Genomic DNA, 14,538 nt, shown 5'->3' with positions numbered 1-14,538 from the left:
ACAGTCATTGAATCGGTAAGCAAGCGAACACCTGGTGAACCCACCCCGCCCCACACCCCAAAGTTCACGAACCACGCCTCGCGCTGGACCAAGGGAGGCGCAAAGATGCTGTTCTCAACTCACCGCAGATTCGGGCCTGCGACCAGTCCAGGGTCGGCAAATTTACGGCCTTGACCGGCCCCGATCCGAGGGCTAACGTCTAGCGCATGAACCCCTACAGCCTGTCTGTAGGCGGGCAAAGTGTGTCAAAGTCCCTGATGGCGCACAGCGAGAAACCCCTGACCGAAGAATTCTGGTCAGGGGTTTCGCCGTTTCATCAGCGACGACGTGGGGTGCCCGAGCGACATCAGGGCTTGTAGTCGCTCAGAATGCTTGCCGCCCTGGCACAGGCGAACGGTTGTCCGCTCATGTGCGCTGGCCTGGTTCGGAAGGACTCGAGGCATCGCGGGTGAGGGCCAACTCTGCGTCGATGCGGCGTTGCTCGGCATCGTGGAGATTTTGATAGTGCTCCACTCGGGACTGGTCACCGACCTTGTCGGCCGCGGCGACAGCGGACCGCAATGCCGCCAACGGCAAGCCGGGTACGTCGCGTGCCTGCCGGTCCGCCTCGGCGAACACCTCCTCGCCCAGCTCGCCCTCTGCGGAACCGACCAGCAGGAACAGCTCCTCCACGTACATCCGCCCCAGGCCCACTTCTGCCCATCCGGACACGCCGTCGAGGGCTCGGCGGCACTCGCGGAGCGCATCCCAGGCGGCATGGTGGTTGTCGGCCCGGCGCTCCAGTCCGGCCAGGGCGAGCCAGGACGACGCCGAGTCCCAAGGGGTTTCGGCGTACACCAGGCTCTCTCGCTGGACCCGGGCCGCTTCGGCGTGGGCCCCTAAATCAGCCAACTGGTGGCGGAGCTGCCCCAATGTGGCACTGTCCCGCTCACGACCGGCGAGCCACCGGTCCAGCTCCCGGCGTGCCAGTTCACGGTCGCCGGCCAGTTTCGCGCGCCCAACCCAGGTCAGCGGGTCCTCGGCACCAGGATCAGCGGGGAAGCGCGACCGCTGCCGCTGCCACCACTTCGCCAACCCGTCCTCGGACACGCACGGCCGACCCTCTCCGTCGAGCAGAAGCTCGAGTACCGGGCCCCGGTCGGCGTGCCCGCTGTCGCGCACGTAGGCGATCGTGGCCCGCACCCCGGCAGCGCAGAGATACTCGCGGTCATAGCCACACCAGGTGTCGAAATTGGCTCGCTTGATCTCCCAGTGCAGCCACACGTCCTCCACTCGCCGGTACTCGGCGAGCAGCAGACCGGCCAGGTCGGTCTCCTCGCTCAACCCCTGGAACGGCGCCTCGCGGCGGCACCGCGCCTCCTGCTCGGCCACCCATCGAATCAATGGGAGGTCGTCGGGTCCGCGATCGTATTGCAACGCCCACAACACGGTCGCTCGCCGCACCGCGTTCCGGTCGCAGTCGTATCCATCGGCACCCGTGGCCCGCTCATAGCGCAGCTCCCGCCACACGCCCGCCGACCCCCGCATCCGCGCCAACTCATACCGCGCCGCCTCCATCACCCGCCAAGGATCCCACGAACCGGTGGGATGCTCATGCTGTCGTACACCTGAGTGGCGGGGGCCCTCGTCATCCCAGCCCTGTAACGCCACCCGGCTATGGGTGACGATCGTCCGCCACGACGCCGACGTAGTTTCCAAACCGGGATCGGGGATGGTCCATCGTGTCGTCCCGGTGGACATATCCAGCAAGGACAGCGCGCCCCGGTCAGCCTGCTCGCGTACGAGCACCGCTTGATCGTCGCCATCGATGGAAACCCCCGCGGCAGAACCGATCCACACCGCGTCTCCCGTTGCGAGATCGAACAGCTGCGGTCGCCCATCGGAGGTCACCGCGGCAATGCGTGACCCGCTACCGATGAATTCGTCGCTGCCCCACGGGGCAAGCGCCAGCTCACATTCGCCGTCGGCTCGTCGGCCGCTGTAGACAATGGATTCCTCTGGTGCTGTGGCCTTCTCGGCGTCGACACGCTTCAAGAAGACTCGGAAGTGAGGATCATCGTGATCAGACCCGACCAGGAACGTGCCAGCGCCGACAAGATGCCAGCCGCGGCTCGGCAGACGCCCGGGCAGGACCGGGCCCGTCTCCGCCTCCACCAGCGCCCACGGCGTCCGCGTAGGCTCATACACGTTCACCGGCAGATACTCCGGCTCGGCGGGCGCGGTCATACCGTGGATTCCCACCGTGTCCTCGGTAACCACGCCCGCGGGCAATGGCTGCGCCCACAGCGGGGCACCGGTCCGCACATCGTGACGCATCAGTTGTCGATCGACCACCTGGGTGCGCCCTCAACCGCCGGCTGCACCGATTCCGTTGTGCTCGTGATAGGAGCGACATGAGAATTCGACTCTGCCCCTGTGCATCCCGCTGTCGCCAGCACCACAGTCAGACTCGCGACAACCGAAAACAGACGCACGATCCCGATGCTGCGGTCACCCGTTGGCGCGCGGTGGTTTCCAGTTCGCGGCTGTCTTCCTCGTACGAGATGCGTACCCGAGACGACGACAGCAGCCAGGTGTCGTTCCGCCGGGTGAGGCCGATCGTGTAGCGGCAGCCGATCACCCAGATCCGTTCGCCGACGGCCTCGGTGAGCACGTGCGTGACTCGGGCGTGAGACCGCGCCGTCGCCGTGGTCTCGGAATCCAGCTCAACCACGATCGGACCCAGTAGGTGCCGCGTGGCATCGAACCCTGGCAGGAATCCCCGCAGTCCGGCCAGGAAATCGTGGTCCTCTCCGACCGGCTGACCCAGCTGACCGGGGCTGGAGTCGTCGAGCGCAGACGCACACCCGGGTGGCCGGCCCGAGTCTGCTACACGCTCACCGAACGCGGACACGCGCTTGTCCCGGTACTGCGGGTCCTATGGGACTGGGGCTCGCGCCCCAGGTGACCACCAACCTCATCACCAAAGCCGTGCTGATGGGCGGCGTCATCGGGTGCGCGGTACTGGCGGTCGATTCCAGGCCCTACAACGCGCGCATGTACTGAGAAAGTCAGTGACCTGCGGGGAGGACCGGCGGAGGGTTACTGCCTGGAACATCCGTGCGCTCCGATACGGACGAATACCTGGGTTCCCTCGACGGATGCGCCGAGGACTGGCGCATCGAGTACGGCAATCCGTTGCGGAAACAGCAAGCTTCTTTGCCGCCGCCGGTCCGCCGCGGGCACGCTCAGGTCATGCAGCGAGACAGCACCACCGACAGTCTTCTCGATGTCGTCATCATCGGCGGTGGCGCCGCCGGCCTGACCGCCGCGCAGGTGCTCGGACGCGCCCGCCGCGCCGTCGCGGTGATCGACAGCCACCTCCCTCGGAACGGGCCCGCCGCGCACGTGCACGGGTTCCTGTCGCGGGACGGAACGCCGCCCGCCGCCCTGGTGGCCACCGGACGGCAGGAAGCACGCGAATACGGCGTCGATCTCATCGACGAGCACGTCACCGAAATCTCCTGGCGTGGAGTCGATCCGGGATTCGTTGTGCAGCTGACCGATGGGCGAGAGCTCGAAACCCGTGCGATCCTGGTCAGCACCGGCCTCCGGGACGAACTGCCGGACGTCCCCGGGCTGCGGCAGCGGTGGGGCATCGATGTCCTGCACTGCCCCTTCTGCCACGGCTACGAGGTCCGCGACGAACCGATCGGCGTCCTGGGGGGCGATGTCCGAGAACTGTCCATCCACCAGGCATTGCTGCTCCCGCAGTGGTCGAGCGATGTGGTCTTCTTCCCCAATGGCATCGAGCTGACGGACGGAGAACGAGCTCGCATCCACGCTCGCGGTGTCGAGATCGTCGAGGGACCCGTGCGCGGCATCGTCGTCGACGACGATCGGCTCCGCGCGGTCGAGCTCGAGGACGGGCGACTCGTCCCCCGAGCGGCGCTCTTCGTCGGCCCCAGATTCATACCCAACGACTCCCTGCTGACCGGGATCGGATGCGATGTCGGAACCCACGGATTCGTCACCGTGGACGGGACCGGCCGAACCAGTGTGCCGGGCATCTGGGCGGCCGGAAACGTGGCCGACCCTCGGGCACAGGTGATCACCGCCGCAGGTGCCGGATCCGCCGCCGCTATCGCGATCAACGGATACCTCCTCGAGCGGGATGTCGACACCGCCCTCGCCCGGCGAGACCAAGTGCCGCCGGACGACATGTTCTCGCCCGCGATGGAACGTGAGGTCAGCGCGATCGTCCTGCACGCGAAGCGTTCCGACCCCCGCTCGCCACTGTCCTGAACACCACATCTCGCACGACACCACGGTCACGCGTTCGCGAGACCGGCGCCGAACCGCAGAGCACACTGCTCGACGACCAACCACTGTAAAAGGAGCACTCACATGAAGAACAACGAGACGACAGCCACCGACGTGCAACTTCCCACCGTGTGCGCCCCGGGCGAGGGCCTGCGGGTCGCATCGGGCGGGATCGTCTACCGCTTCCTGGCCACCAGCGCCGAAACCAACGACAAATTCTCCCTTTTCGAAGCTACTCTGCGCCCCGGGGAGGGCTCGCCGTTCCACGTGCACAGCCGTGAGGAGGAGGCGTTCTTCGTCCTGGACGGCGAGGTCGCCTTCTACACCGAGACCGAACGCATCCCCGCGGGGCCGGGGACGTTCCTCAACGCTTCGGTCGGGGTGGTTCGTGGTTTCCGCAACGAAACCGACCGCAATGCACGGATGCTCATCCTCGTGGCACCCGCCGGTCTGGAGGGCATGTTCCTGGAGGACGGCACCATCCTTACGGATCCGACGCAGGAAGCGCCCCGAGGCGGCACCGAATGTCCGGTCGTCGCCGGGCAATACGGGATCGAGGTCATGCCCTACGACCTGCCGCCCGTGTAGAGCGGCGGAGGTTCGAGAGCATGGAGAACAATCGCGTCCACACCTTCAGGGACGACGCACTCGCCGATCTGGATGCGTGCGGGATCGCGACGCGCATCGCCTCGGGCGAGGTCTCGGCGCGCGAAGTCGTCGAGGCCGCCATCGCCCGGGCACACGACGCGGACCCGATTCTGCGCGGCCTCGCCATCGAAGACTTCGATCGCGCAGTGTCCGCCAGTGACCGTTGTGGCGGTGGGGCCTTCGGCGGCGTGCCGACCGCGATCAAGGACAACACCGCCATGGCCGGGCTGCCGACACAGTTCGGCAGCACCTCGTTTCGCGCGGCCCCTGCTTCGGCGAACGGACACTTCGTCGACCAGATGGTGCGCACCGGAATGATCCCGATCGGGAAGACCCGGCTACCCGAGTTCGCGTTCAATGTCACCTGCGAGTACTCGCGCGCCGAACCGGTCCGAAACCCTTGGAACACCGACTATTCCGCGGGCGGTTCGTCGGGCGGCGCCGCGGCGTTGGTCGCCTCCGGGGTGGTTCCCATCGCCCACGCCACCGACGCGGGCGGATCCATCCGGATCCCCGCCGCGGCGTGTGGTCTCGTGGGCCTCAAACCGTCCCGTGGACGACTGGTGGAAGATGTTTCGGAGAAGGCCATGCCGCTCAGAATCGCGGTTCAGGGCGTCCTCACGCGGTCGGTTCGCGATACGGCACGCATGATGTTCGAGGCCGAGCGCCGCTACCGAAACCCCCGACTGCGCCCCGTGTGCGATGTGGCCGGTGCCAGTCGTACTCGCTTGAGAATCGGAGTCCTGTCCGCTCCCACCTCGAGCCCGGTCGACCGGGAAACGCGGGAATCCATCCGGGTCACGGCGGATCTGCTGGCATCTCTCGGGCACCACGTCACCGCGGTAGCGATGCCCGTCCGAGCGGACTTCCTGAACGACTACCTGCTGTATATGGGGCTGCTCATGACCTCCATCCGGATGGCCGCCACTCAGATCGTCGGGTCCGGCCTCGACCGGGCCGAACTCGAGACGACAACCAGCGGCCTCTGCGATCAGTACCGGCGCGCGTTCATCCGCACACCGATCGCTCTGCATCGACTTCGGCAGGTGCAGAAGCGATTCAGATCGACATTCGACCACGTGGACGTACTGCTGTCGCCCGTGGTCGCGCACTCGACGCCGGTTCTCGGCCACCTGTCGCCGGATCAGCCGTTCGATTCGTGGTTGGAGCGACTGAGCGCCTTCGACTGTTACGCGCCGCTGAACAACATCTCGGGCACGCCTGCCATCACGCTCCCTCTCCACCGAACGCGATCGGGTCTGCCGCTGGCATCGCACCTGTCGGCGAACATCGGAGACGAACGCACCCTGCTCGAACTCGCCTTCGAACTCGAGGAAGCGATGCCGTGGGCGCGAATCGACGCCCAGCCACAGCCGATCCCGCCCCCCGACCGGGTCGGGAGTGTCGATGCCGAGCGCGATGCCTCATGATCGCCTCGGTGTCATTCCGGGGAAGCTGTGCCGTGAATCGTTGCGGCAGTGTGCGATTCCGATCCGGGTGACTGATACGCAATGTGTCCAGCACCGATAAGCGTAGCTGATCAACAGTTGCCGAATTGGTGTTGTTCGGACCACGCGACCCTGGCAGTCTGTCCTCAGTTGGCAACCAACAGAACGGACCTTCATGCGTAATTGCTTCCGCGCCAGTGTTTTCGCCATCGTCCTCGCGGCCGCGCCGGTGGCCGCCGTCGCTCCTGCCGGGGCTGTGCCGCTGGAGGAGTCCCGGCCCAGCGCGGCCCAAGCAGTCGGCGATCCCTGCTACAACCCTCGCGATCTGCCGTCCCTGCTCTTCTGCCTCCTGACCCGGATACCCATTCCCAGCGGCCTCTCGTCCGAGGGATGACGACGCCGCGCACGGTCAGCTGCTGGAACCGCTGGGCAGCCCCGACAGCGAACCGGTGCCGAGTTGGGGGTCACCGGTGATCTCGACGGTGAGCGTTTTGGTGGAGGAACCCTGGGTGGCCACGATGGTGTACGTGCCCTTGGCCGGGGGTCGCCAGGTGCCGCGTATCGCGCTGCGCTCCCGGTCCGGATAGTCCAGGCGCTCAGGCGAATCCAGGTCGCGGCCGTTGATGGTCACGGTGGCGGGCAGGTCGTAGTCGGGGCCGAACATGCGGGCCATGACCGTGCAGTTGGCTCCCACGAAATCGCAGGCGACCGGTACTTCACTGTTGCCCCAAGCGTAAATGGTGATGTCGTCCACCTCCGCGGAGGCCGCGGGAGCCAACACGGCCGGTAGGAACAGCGCGCCCGCCCAGGCGGCGGTCGATCCTGCGATTCTCATGGTTCGGCGATCCTTCGTGTCGTGGTGATCGCTCCGGCGCTCAGCCGGAGAGCCGTACGCGTCGCCAGGGTTGCAGAATCCGTCCGGGGTCGAAACCCCGAAAACCCAGGGCTTGACCATGGTCTGCCGCGATACGACCTGCCCACGGGGGGCGAAAACGTTCCGATCGGCCCGCGCCGTCACGCGGGCCGGACGATCCGCGGGCCCGCCAGCTGGCCAGCGACTACACCGCCGCCTGGGAGGCTGCGGACATCGACGCCATCGTGGCTCTGCTCGCGGCCGACGCCCGCTACGCCATGCCGCCGTTGCCCGAATGGTATGCCGGCCGTAGCGAGATTCGAGACTTCCTGATCGCGGGTCCGGCCCGGTTCCGTTGGCGGTTCCTGGCGACGGTCGCGAACGGTCAGCCCGCGTTCGGCACCTATTGGCGGGACGAGCGGCGGGACGCGTTCGTGGCGATGGCGCTCGACGTGGTGGCGGTGCACGACGGTGCGATCATCGATCTCACCGCAGCCGTCGAAGGCGCGGCGGCTAGTCCGGCATCCGGGACATGAGCCGGTGAACGGCTTCCGCGGTCGGCGTCACCCACGGTGCGGCAGGCTTTCGCGCTCGGGCAGAGTCACCCGGACGACGGCCGCGACCTGAGCGCGGAGTTGATCGAGATCGACCGGTTCGGGTCCGCGGGTGAGTTCGTCGAACAGGATCCCGTCGATGAGGGCGATGGCCAGCCGGGCGCGGTGGGGGTCGCCGGTGAGCGCCGACGCCATCGCGTGGAATTCGGCGATGACGCTTCCCATCGCCGACTCGATCAGTGCGCGGCTGCCCGGGTCGAGCCGCAGGATCATGCTGGCGCGACTGCGGATGCGGGCCGGGCCGAGCCAGTGCGACAGGGTCGCGGTGGTGCCGTCGACGAGTAGGCCCGGGTCCAGGTCCGGCGTGAGGGGGCCGGGCCGGTACCGGTCGATATCGGCGCGGTCGAGTTCGCTGATGCGGTGCAGCACCGCGGCGAGCAGGTCGCTGCGCGCCGGGTAGTGGTAGCTACAGGTTCCCGACGGCAGCCCGGCCCGTGCGTCGGTGGCGCGGTGGGTGAGCCCTCGAAGACCTTCGGTGCCGATGATGTCGGTCGCCGCGTCCGCCAGCAGGGTTTTGCGATCTCGCGCACTTCGTTCCACAACCTCGACACTACAGCTGTAGCATCCACTACAGCTGTAGCGGACCTGCCCGCGCAGCCCGGACGAGGAGCGGCTATGCGTTATCTCCCCTATCGAATCGGCGCGTGGAGTTGGATCGCGACCGGCGGAATCCACGCCACGGCCGATATCGTCTCGCGGTTCGTCGTCGCGGACACCGCCGCGGAACAGGTGATGCGCCGCGAGCGCTTCGCACTCGCGGGCGGCTCCAACGACCTCTACACCCTGAATATGGGATTCAGCATCGCCATGGGTTGCAGCATGCTGCTGGCGGGCGTGCTGTTCCTCCTGGCCGCACGCCGCACCGACCCGATCGAGCGAACCCGCCCGATCGCCTTCGTCGGTCTCGCCTTCTCACTCGGCGCGTTCGCCCTCGCCGCGGCCGTCATCAAACTGCCCCCACCCATCCTCACCTTCGGAATCGCCTGCCTCGCTTTCGGTGCGGCGGTGATCGCTCCGAGTCGGCAACACAGTGGTGCCCGTCGGCACGCGACGGCGGCCGGAAGCGCCTGATCCGACCTTCGGCCATGGCCGCCGCGGCGCGGACCCGATAGCCGAACGGGCTCGCGCGTATCGAGCCGGGCGGAGTTCGTACGCTGGCCGGATGATGCCGAACATGTCGAAACCCTGGCCGTCGCGTCGGGATGAGCGCGATGTTTGAGCTGCTCGGGATCTCGGTCGAGGGGGCGTTGGCGGTCGTGTTCGCCACGGCCGGGATGTACCTCGTGATGGTGGTCCTGGTGCGGCTGCTCGGGCAGCGGGTGTTGTCGGGGATGTCGAGTTTCGATCTGGTCGCGGTGATCGCGTTCGGGGCGGTGATCGGTCGGGCGGCGCTGGGGGACTCGCCGCGTCTCGCCGGTGGGGTTGTCGCGCTGGTGACGCTCATGACCATTCAGGCCCTCGTCGGGGTGGTGCGGGGTACCCGGGTCGGCTCGCGGGTGGTCAACCGGCCGGTGCTGCTGATGGCGGGACGGGAGGTGTTGGAGTCGCATCTGCGCACCTGTCACGTGTCCCGGTCGGAGCTGCATTCCCGGTTGCGGCAGGCGGGCATCAGCCGTCCCGACGACGTCGGTGCCGTGATCTTCGAACCGTCCGGCGGCATCAGTGTGCTGCGTTCGGACCGACCGATCGATCCCAGCCTGCTCGCCGACGTCGTCGGGGCGGAACTCCTCGATCAGGGACGCGCCCGCGACTGAGCGAACGGAGCACGTCCCACGCTACGGAACCCGGATCAGCGCGCGACGAGCGGGTGAAATGGATGACCGATGCGACCGCCCCAGCTGAGCGGGATCGGTCCGCGTCGCCGGGTCCTGACAGGTTCGTCCGCGCACCGCCGACATGCCGCTGCTCCGAAACACTATGGTCGAAGCTGCCGCAGGTCGCGCGCACGAGCCGGTCACGGCGGACGATCCGCCGGGCCGAGGAGTAAGGACGAGGGAGGAATTCACGATGGGTGTCAGTCTGGCCAAGGGTGGCAATGTCTCGCTGTCGAAGCAGGCACCGAATCTGACCGCGGTGGCGGTCGGACTCGGATGGGATGTGCGATCCACCACGGGGACGGACTTCGATCTCGACGCGAGCGCCTTGGCGTGCGGCGCGGATCGGAAGGTGCTGTCGGATCAGCACTTCATCTTCTACAACAACCTGCGGTCGCCCGAAGGGAGCATCGAGCACACCGGCGACAACCTCACGGGTGAGGGCGAGGGCGACGACGAGGTGATCAATGTCGATCTGGCGAATACGCCGCCGACGATCACCAATATCTTCTTCCCGGTGTCGATCCACGAGGCCGCGACGCGGCAGCAGTCGTTCGGCCAGGTTCGCAATGCGTTCATCCGGGTGGTGGATCGCAGCAACGGCACCGAGCTGGCGCGCTACGACCTCACCGAGGACGCCTCCACCGAGACGGCGATGGTGTTCGGGGAGCTGTACCGCAATGGTGCGGAGTGGAAGTTCCGGGCCGTCGGGCAGGGCTACGCCTCGGGGCTGGCGGGCATCGCCCGCGACTACGGCGTCAATATCTGAGGCCGGCCTCGGCCACTGCCCGGGGCGGGCAGACCCGCACGCTCCCAGGACCATCCGCACGATTCGACACGCCGTCCGCTCGATGCCAAGCTCTCCGGGGTTCGAACTCCGAAAGAGAGTGTGGCGGTGGAGGATACGGTGGGCTCTGCATCCCGAGCAGACTGGCGGGTGGCCTTGGAGCGGTGGGTCGACTCGCCGCGGGTACGCAGCGCGACAACCGCGCTCATCCTGGGCAATGCGGTGGTGCTCGGCGTCGAGACCTCCGCGGCGGCGCGGGCGCATGCCGGAGATCTGCTGGCGGGCCTGGACCGCGCCTTGCTGGCGGTATTCGTGGTGGAGCTGCTGCTGAAGCTGATCGCGACCGGACCGCGGTTCTTCCGATCCGGTTGGAACATCTTCGATTTCGCGATCATCGGTATCGCGCTGGTGCCCGCCGTGGGGCCGCTGTCGGTGCTGCGCACCCTGCGGGTGCTGCGGGTGATGCGGCTGCTGTCGACGGTGCGGCGGCTGCGCATGCTGGTCGACTCGCTGGCCCAGGCCCTGCCCGGCATCGGCTGGTCCGCGGCGCTGCTGGGACTGCTGTTCTACGTGTTCGCCGTCGTCGGCACCGAGATGTTCGGCCAGCGGTTCCCGGACTGGTTCGGCGATCTCGGCCGCAGCCTCTACAGCCTGTTCCAGATCATGACGCTGGAAAGCTGGTCGATGGGCATCGCCCGCCCGGTCATGACCGAATACTCCTACGCCTGGCTGTATTTCGTGCCGTTCATCCTGCTCACCAGCTTCGTGGTGCTGAATCTGTTCATCGCGATCATCGTCAGCGCCACCCAGGAAATCCATGACCAGGATCAGCGCGCCGAGCTCGAGGCGCGCGAGACGGCTGCGCACGCGGAGCGCCAGGAAATGCTGGAGCTGCTGCGTACCGTCAACGCCCGGCTCGACGCGCTCGAACGCGGCCTGGACCGAGAGCGACTGGTGTAGAACGCCTTTCCGGTCGGGCGGAGCGGTCAGTTCGCCCAGGGCGGTGCTACCACGGTGCCGTCGAGCAGCTCTCCGGTGAAGCCGACGGTGGTGGACACCAGCACGGTGGCAGGGCCGTCGGAGTCATTGCCGAGGGCGATGGTCGAGCCGGTGGGGGCGACTGCGGCGTCGCCGGGTGCGAGGGTGGCGGTGACGCCGTCAACGGTGAGGGTGATCGCACCGTCGAGCAGGACGAAGGCCTCCTCACGCAGAATGCGGTGCGGGACACCGGCGGTGGCGGGGGCCACCTCCACTTTCCAGACGCAGACCTCGGCGCTGCCGGAGGACGGGCGGATCAGCGGGGTGAAACGGGAGCCGTGCAGGTGGTGCACGGGTGCATCGGCGGCGCGGACTACGGGCATCGACACTCCTATCGGTCAAGCAACTTGTCTAAATAGTCAAGCTTGTTGACCTTCTTGTCAAGTGCCAAAATCTCCCCTATGCCCGCTTCCGCTCAGGACCTGCCGCTGCTCCTGCTCGCCGCCGCCGCGGAGGTCACCGATGCCATCCACGCGGGTGTGGTGGCGGCCGGATTCACCGATGTGCGGCCGACGCACGGGTTCGCCTTCGCCCGCATGGCCCCACACGGGGCCGCGGTCGGGGAGATCGCCGAACACCTCGGGGTGACCAAGCAGGCGGCCAGTCAGCTGGTGGACGAGCTGGTTCGCAAGGGCTACGCGGAGCGCAATCCGCATCCGCAGGATTCCCGCGCCCGGCTGATCACCCTGACCGAGCGCGGATGGGCCTGCACCCGGGCGGCCGATGCCGCCGCGGCGGACCTCACCGCCCGCTGGGCCGCCACGCTCGGCGATTCGACACTGGGCGCGCTGCGGGACGTGCTGGCGCAGGTGGTGACGCCCGGACGGGTCCGACCCGCGGCCTGGTGAGTGCGGATTCGCCGATCAGGTGAGACCGGCGAGATCGGCCAGCACCTCCGAGGCGGTCACCTCCGTCAACGTGTCGAGATCGCCTGCGGTGAAGCAGATCTCGGTGATCTTCTGGACAGGGTGGATGTCGACGGCTCCGACGACGATGCCCGGATCCAGCTCGACGATCAGCTTCAGCCCCGCACCCAGCGCGCGGTACAGGCCCGGCTGGACGCCGCCGTCCTGCGCGGCCGCCCGGTCCCAGCCCCGGCGAGTGAGTCCCAGCAGCGCACCCACCGAGACCTCGACCCCGTCGAACCGCCGGATCCGGCGCGTGGCGCGCTCCTCCGGCGTGAGCGCGTACACGGGCCGCCCGAGCTGCCGGAACGGTTGGGTGATCTCGTAGTCGGCGAAGACCTCACCCCAGCGCGCGACCGCGTCGCCGAGTTCGAGTGGGTGGGCGATGCCGATACGCGCCGATTCCGGGAGCCCCACCGGCGCATCCTCGATATCGGTCGGCGTGAAATCCTCCGCCAGCCGGAAATTCGTCTCGCCGGTCGTCCACACCAGACGGCGTGCGAGATGCCGCAGCAGCGGATGCGTCACCAGGTACCGGTCGAATTCGGCTGCGCTCCAGCGTCGCTGCGTGACCATCGCCCGCTCCAAGCGGAGAATCTGATCGCCGACCACACCGCGCGCGGACTTCTTCAGCACACCGAAGCGCTCATAAGCGGCGGGTGCGAGCTCGCCGTCGTCCTTGACGCCGGGTTTGGGCAGCGTCTTGCGCCGCGTGCCCGACTCGTCGATCACGAACGGTGACAGTTGCTCGTCGAATCCGACGGTGAAGCGGCGCGGCCCGTAGTCGAGCAGCAGGGTGCCGTCCGCGTCCAGACCGAGGTCGGGCACGAGGCGATCGGCGAGTTCGTCGGCGGTCAGGCCGCGTGCGGTGGCGGCGAGGTGCAGACAGCCTTCAGCCGTGGTTCGCTGGCCGGGAGCCTTGGCGCGCTGGGAGATTCGGTGCAGGTGCAGCAACGCGATGTCGGTACCGATGGCTCCGAGCACGCCGATGGCATGCTTGTCGCTGCCCGCACCCGGCCAGCGCAGCAGCAGCGCGCCCAACCGCTCGACGGCCGCGTCATCGGCCAGCCAGCAGAACTGATCGACGACCCAGGCGTTGCGGGCGGGCATACGGGCGTGCAGCCACTGCTCGAACAGCGCCCAGCCGAAGGCGGCCAGCGTTCGGGAATCGCACTGCTCCACGGCTTCTCGCAGCCCCGGATAGGCCTGCGCGGGACCGTTCCACCGGTAGCCGGGCGACAGCGCGAGCCCGCCGATCAGATTGTCCCGCGCGGTCGCGGACAGGGGGCTGCCGTCGTGCAGGCGCACCTCGGGCAGCTCGTCGCGATTCAGCCAGGGCAGCTTCGGCGGTTTGGCGGGTTTGTCCACCGGTCCGGTCTGCACGACCTCGGGAGTCTCGACGCTCAGCAGTCGCGCGACCCCGGCCGCCGTCTCCTCGCCGAACACGCGGGCAGCCGCCACGACCTCGGCCACTCCGTGCGTCTCGGCAATGAGAGCCAATGCGGCCGTGGCCTTTTCCCGCGGAAGCCGGCGCTTGGCGAGCGCGTCGGGCACCAGATAGGGCACGGCCGTGAGACCGTGCCGGCTGAACCAGCCGCGAGCGATCCGCTGCGCCGATTTCAAGCGCACCAACCAGTCGGCCATCAGGCGCGCCACCTCGACCTCGAGGAAGGGCACCAGCGCCGGGCCGTTGTCGTAGGCGTTGGACTTGGCATTCGAGACGATGACGTGCAGCGCGTCGCATTCGAACCGGGCGGCCAGCATCCGAAGATCGTGTCCCGCCCCGATTCCGGTGAGGCGCGGTTGCCACTCCGGCAGCAGCGGTGCCACCAGTTCGACCGGTGCGGCACCGAACATATTCGCTTGATACGAGGGGCGGGTGATCGCGCCGTCGCGGTAGGCCCGCACCACCTGACCCCAGTCCTCGGCACCAATCAGGGCACTGGCCGGGCGCAACCGGTCCGCGAGCCGCAGCCATCCCTCCCGTTCACCCGGTTCCCAGACGGCGCTCCGCTCCGTGGGCGGTTTCAGGCCGGGTACCAGCGGTATCTCCTTCGCTCGCTCGGCCGCCGCCCCCCCCGCGGCGGCCCCGGGCGGCGGCGCCCCCACCCGGGCGACCCACACATAGG

At 68.0% G+C, this 14,538-nt stretch carries 17 protein-coding genes; 11 read left to right on the top strand and 6 right to left on the bottom strand.

The genetic code is table 11. The annotated features are described in order from the left end of the window. Positions 1-405 precede the first annotated feature (405 nt). Entirely contained in the window at positions 406-2,226 is a 1,821-nt protein-coding gene (locus QK444_RS01915) for a hypothetical protein (protein ID WP_282776430.1), read from the bottom strand. A 217-nt stretch (positions 2,227-2,443) separates the two neighbouring features. Continuing rightward, on the bottom strand, positions 2,444-2,776 hold the full coding sequence (locus tag QK444_RS01910) for a nuclear transport factor 2 family protein (RefSeq protein ID WP_282776479.1): 333 nt from the start codon (positions 2,774-2,776) through the stop codon (positions 2,444-2,446). Here QK444_RS01910 and QK444_RS01905 point away from each other — a divergent pair. From QK444_RS01905 to QK444_RS01885, 5 genes are all read left to right on the top strand, one after another. After that, positions 2,729-2,947: a winged helix-turn-helix transcriptional regulator gene (locus QK444_RS01905; protein ID WP_306358339.1), complete on the top strand. Its 219-nt coding sequence runs from the start codon at positions 2,729-2,731 to the stop codon at positions 2,945-2,947. The two genes, QK444_RS01910 and QK444_RS01905, sit on opposite strands and share 48 nt — an antisense overlap. Further along, the gene (locus QK444_RS01900; RefSeq protein WP_282776487.1) at positions 2,920-3,045 is read left to right on the top strand and encodes a hypothetical protein; all 126 of its coding nucleotides are present in this window, start codon (positions 2,920-2,922) and stop codon (positions 3,043-3,045) included. The genes QK444_RS01905 and QK444_RS01900 overlap by 28 nt, the downstream gene beginning before the upstream one ends. A gap of 54 nt (positions 3,046-3,099) precedes the next feature. Then, a complete protein-coding gene (locus tag QK444_RS01895) occupies positions 3,100-4,284 on the top strand; it encodes an NAD(P)/FAD-dependent oxidoreductase (RefSeq protein ID WP_349239506.1) in 1,185 nt (394 codons plus the stop codon). 102 nt (positions 4,285-4,386) lie between these two features. Continuing rightward, entirely contained in the window at positions 4,387-4,890 is a 504-nt protein-coding gene (locus QK444_RS01890; protein WP_282776428.1) for a cupin domain-containing protein, read from the top strand. Between the two features lie 20 nt (positions 4,891-4,910). Continuing rightward, complete coding sequence (locus QK444_RS01885) at positions 4,911-6,380, top strand: amidase (RefSeq protein ID WP_282776427.1); 1,470 nt, start codon at positions 4,911-4,913, stop codon at positions 6,378-6,380. A 427-nt stretch (positions 6,381-6,807) separates the two neighbouring features. Here QK444_RS01885 and QK444_RS01880 read toward each other — a convergent pair whose 3' ends face one another. Then, positions 6,808-7,233 carry a hypothetical protein gene (locus QK444_RS01880; RefSeq protein ID WP_282776426.1) on the bottom strand — a complete coding sequence of 142 codons (426 nt, stop codon included), beginning with the start codon at positions 7,231-7,233 and terminating at the stop codon, positions 6,808-6,810. 131 nt (positions 7,234-7,364) lie between these two features. On the opposite strand from QK444_RS01880, the gene QK444_RS01875 reads away from it, so the two are divergent. After that, positions 7,365-7,787: a nuclear transport factor 2 family protein gene (locus QK444_RS01875; protein WP_306358338.1), complete on the top strand. Its 423-nt coding sequence runs from the start codon at positions 7,365-7,367 to the stop codon at positions 7,785-7,787. Between the two features lie 27 nt (positions 7,788-7,814). Here the strand turns inward: QK444_RS01875 and QK444_RS01870 are convergent, their stop codons facing one another. Continuing rightward, entirely contained in the window at positions 7,815-8,405 is a 591-nt protein-coding gene (locus tag QK444_RS01870; protein ID WP_282776425.1) for a hypothetical protein, read from the bottom strand. 75 nt (positions 8,406-8,480) lie between these two features. Here QK444_RS01870 and QK444_RS01865 point away from each other — a divergent pair, with 75 nt between their 5' ends. From QK444_RS01865 to QK444_RS01850, 4 genes are all read left to right on the top strand, one after another. Continuing rightward, a complete protein-coding gene (locus QK444_RS01865) occupies positions 8,481-8,936 on the top strand; it encodes a hypothetical protein (RefSeq protein ID WP_282776424.1) in 456 nt (151 codons plus the stop codon). A gap of 140 nt (positions 8,937-9,076) precedes the next feature. After that, positions 9,077-9,619: a YetF domain-containing protein gene (locus QK444_RS01860; RefSeq protein ID WP_282776422.1), complete on the top strand. Its 543-nt coding sequence runs from the start codon at positions 9,077-9,079 to the stop codon at positions 9,617-9,619. A gap of 253 nt (positions 9,620-9,872) precedes the next feature. Continuing rightward, a complete protein-coding gene (locus tag QK444_RS01855) occupies positions 9,873-10,448 on the top strand; it encodes a TerD family protein (RefSeq protein ID WP_029926806.1) in 576 nt (191 codons plus the stop codon). A gap of 138 nt (positions 10,449-10,586) precedes the next feature. Further along, complete coding sequence (locus QK444_RS01850) at positions 10,587-11,426, top strand: ion transporter (RefSeq protein ID WP_282776419.1); 840 nt, start codon at positions 10,587-10,589, stop codon at positions 11,424-11,426. Positions 11,427-11,452: 26 nt separating this feature from the next. Here the strand turns inward: QK444_RS01850 and QK444_RS01845 are convergent, their stop codons facing one another. After that, on the bottom strand, positions 11,453-11,827 hold the full coding sequence (locus QK444_RS01845) for a cupin domain-containing protein (RefSeq protein WP_282776417.1): 375 nt from the start codon (positions 11,825-11,827) through the stop codon (positions 11,453-11,455). Positions 11,828-11,905: 78 nt separating this feature from the next. On the opposite strand from QK444_RS01845, the gene QK444_RS01840 reads away from it, so the two are divergent. Beyond that, the gene (locus QK444_RS01840) at positions 11,906-12,352 is read left to right on the top strand and encodes a MarR family transcriptional regulator (RefSeq protein WP_282776415.1); all 447 of its coding nucleotides are present in this window, start codon (positions 11,906-11,908) and stop codon (positions 12,350-12,352) included. 15 nt (positions 12,353-12,367) lie between these two features. Here QK444_RS01840 and QK444_RS01835 read toward each other — a convergent pair. Then, on the bottom strand, positions 12,368-14,538 hold a 2,171-nt coding region (locus QK444_RS01835; RefSeq protein WP_282776413.1), incomplete at its 5' end, for a DUF4132 domain-containing protein.

It is taken from the genome of Nocardia sp. CC201C (assembly GCF_030010695.1).
In the GTDB taxonomy this organism is placed as follows: domain Bacteria; phylum Actinomycetota; class Actinomycetes; order Mycobacteriales; family Mycobacteriaceae; genus Nocardia; species Nocardia otitidiscaviarum.
This window is presented reverse-complemented; position numbering and strand designations above follow the sequence as displayed.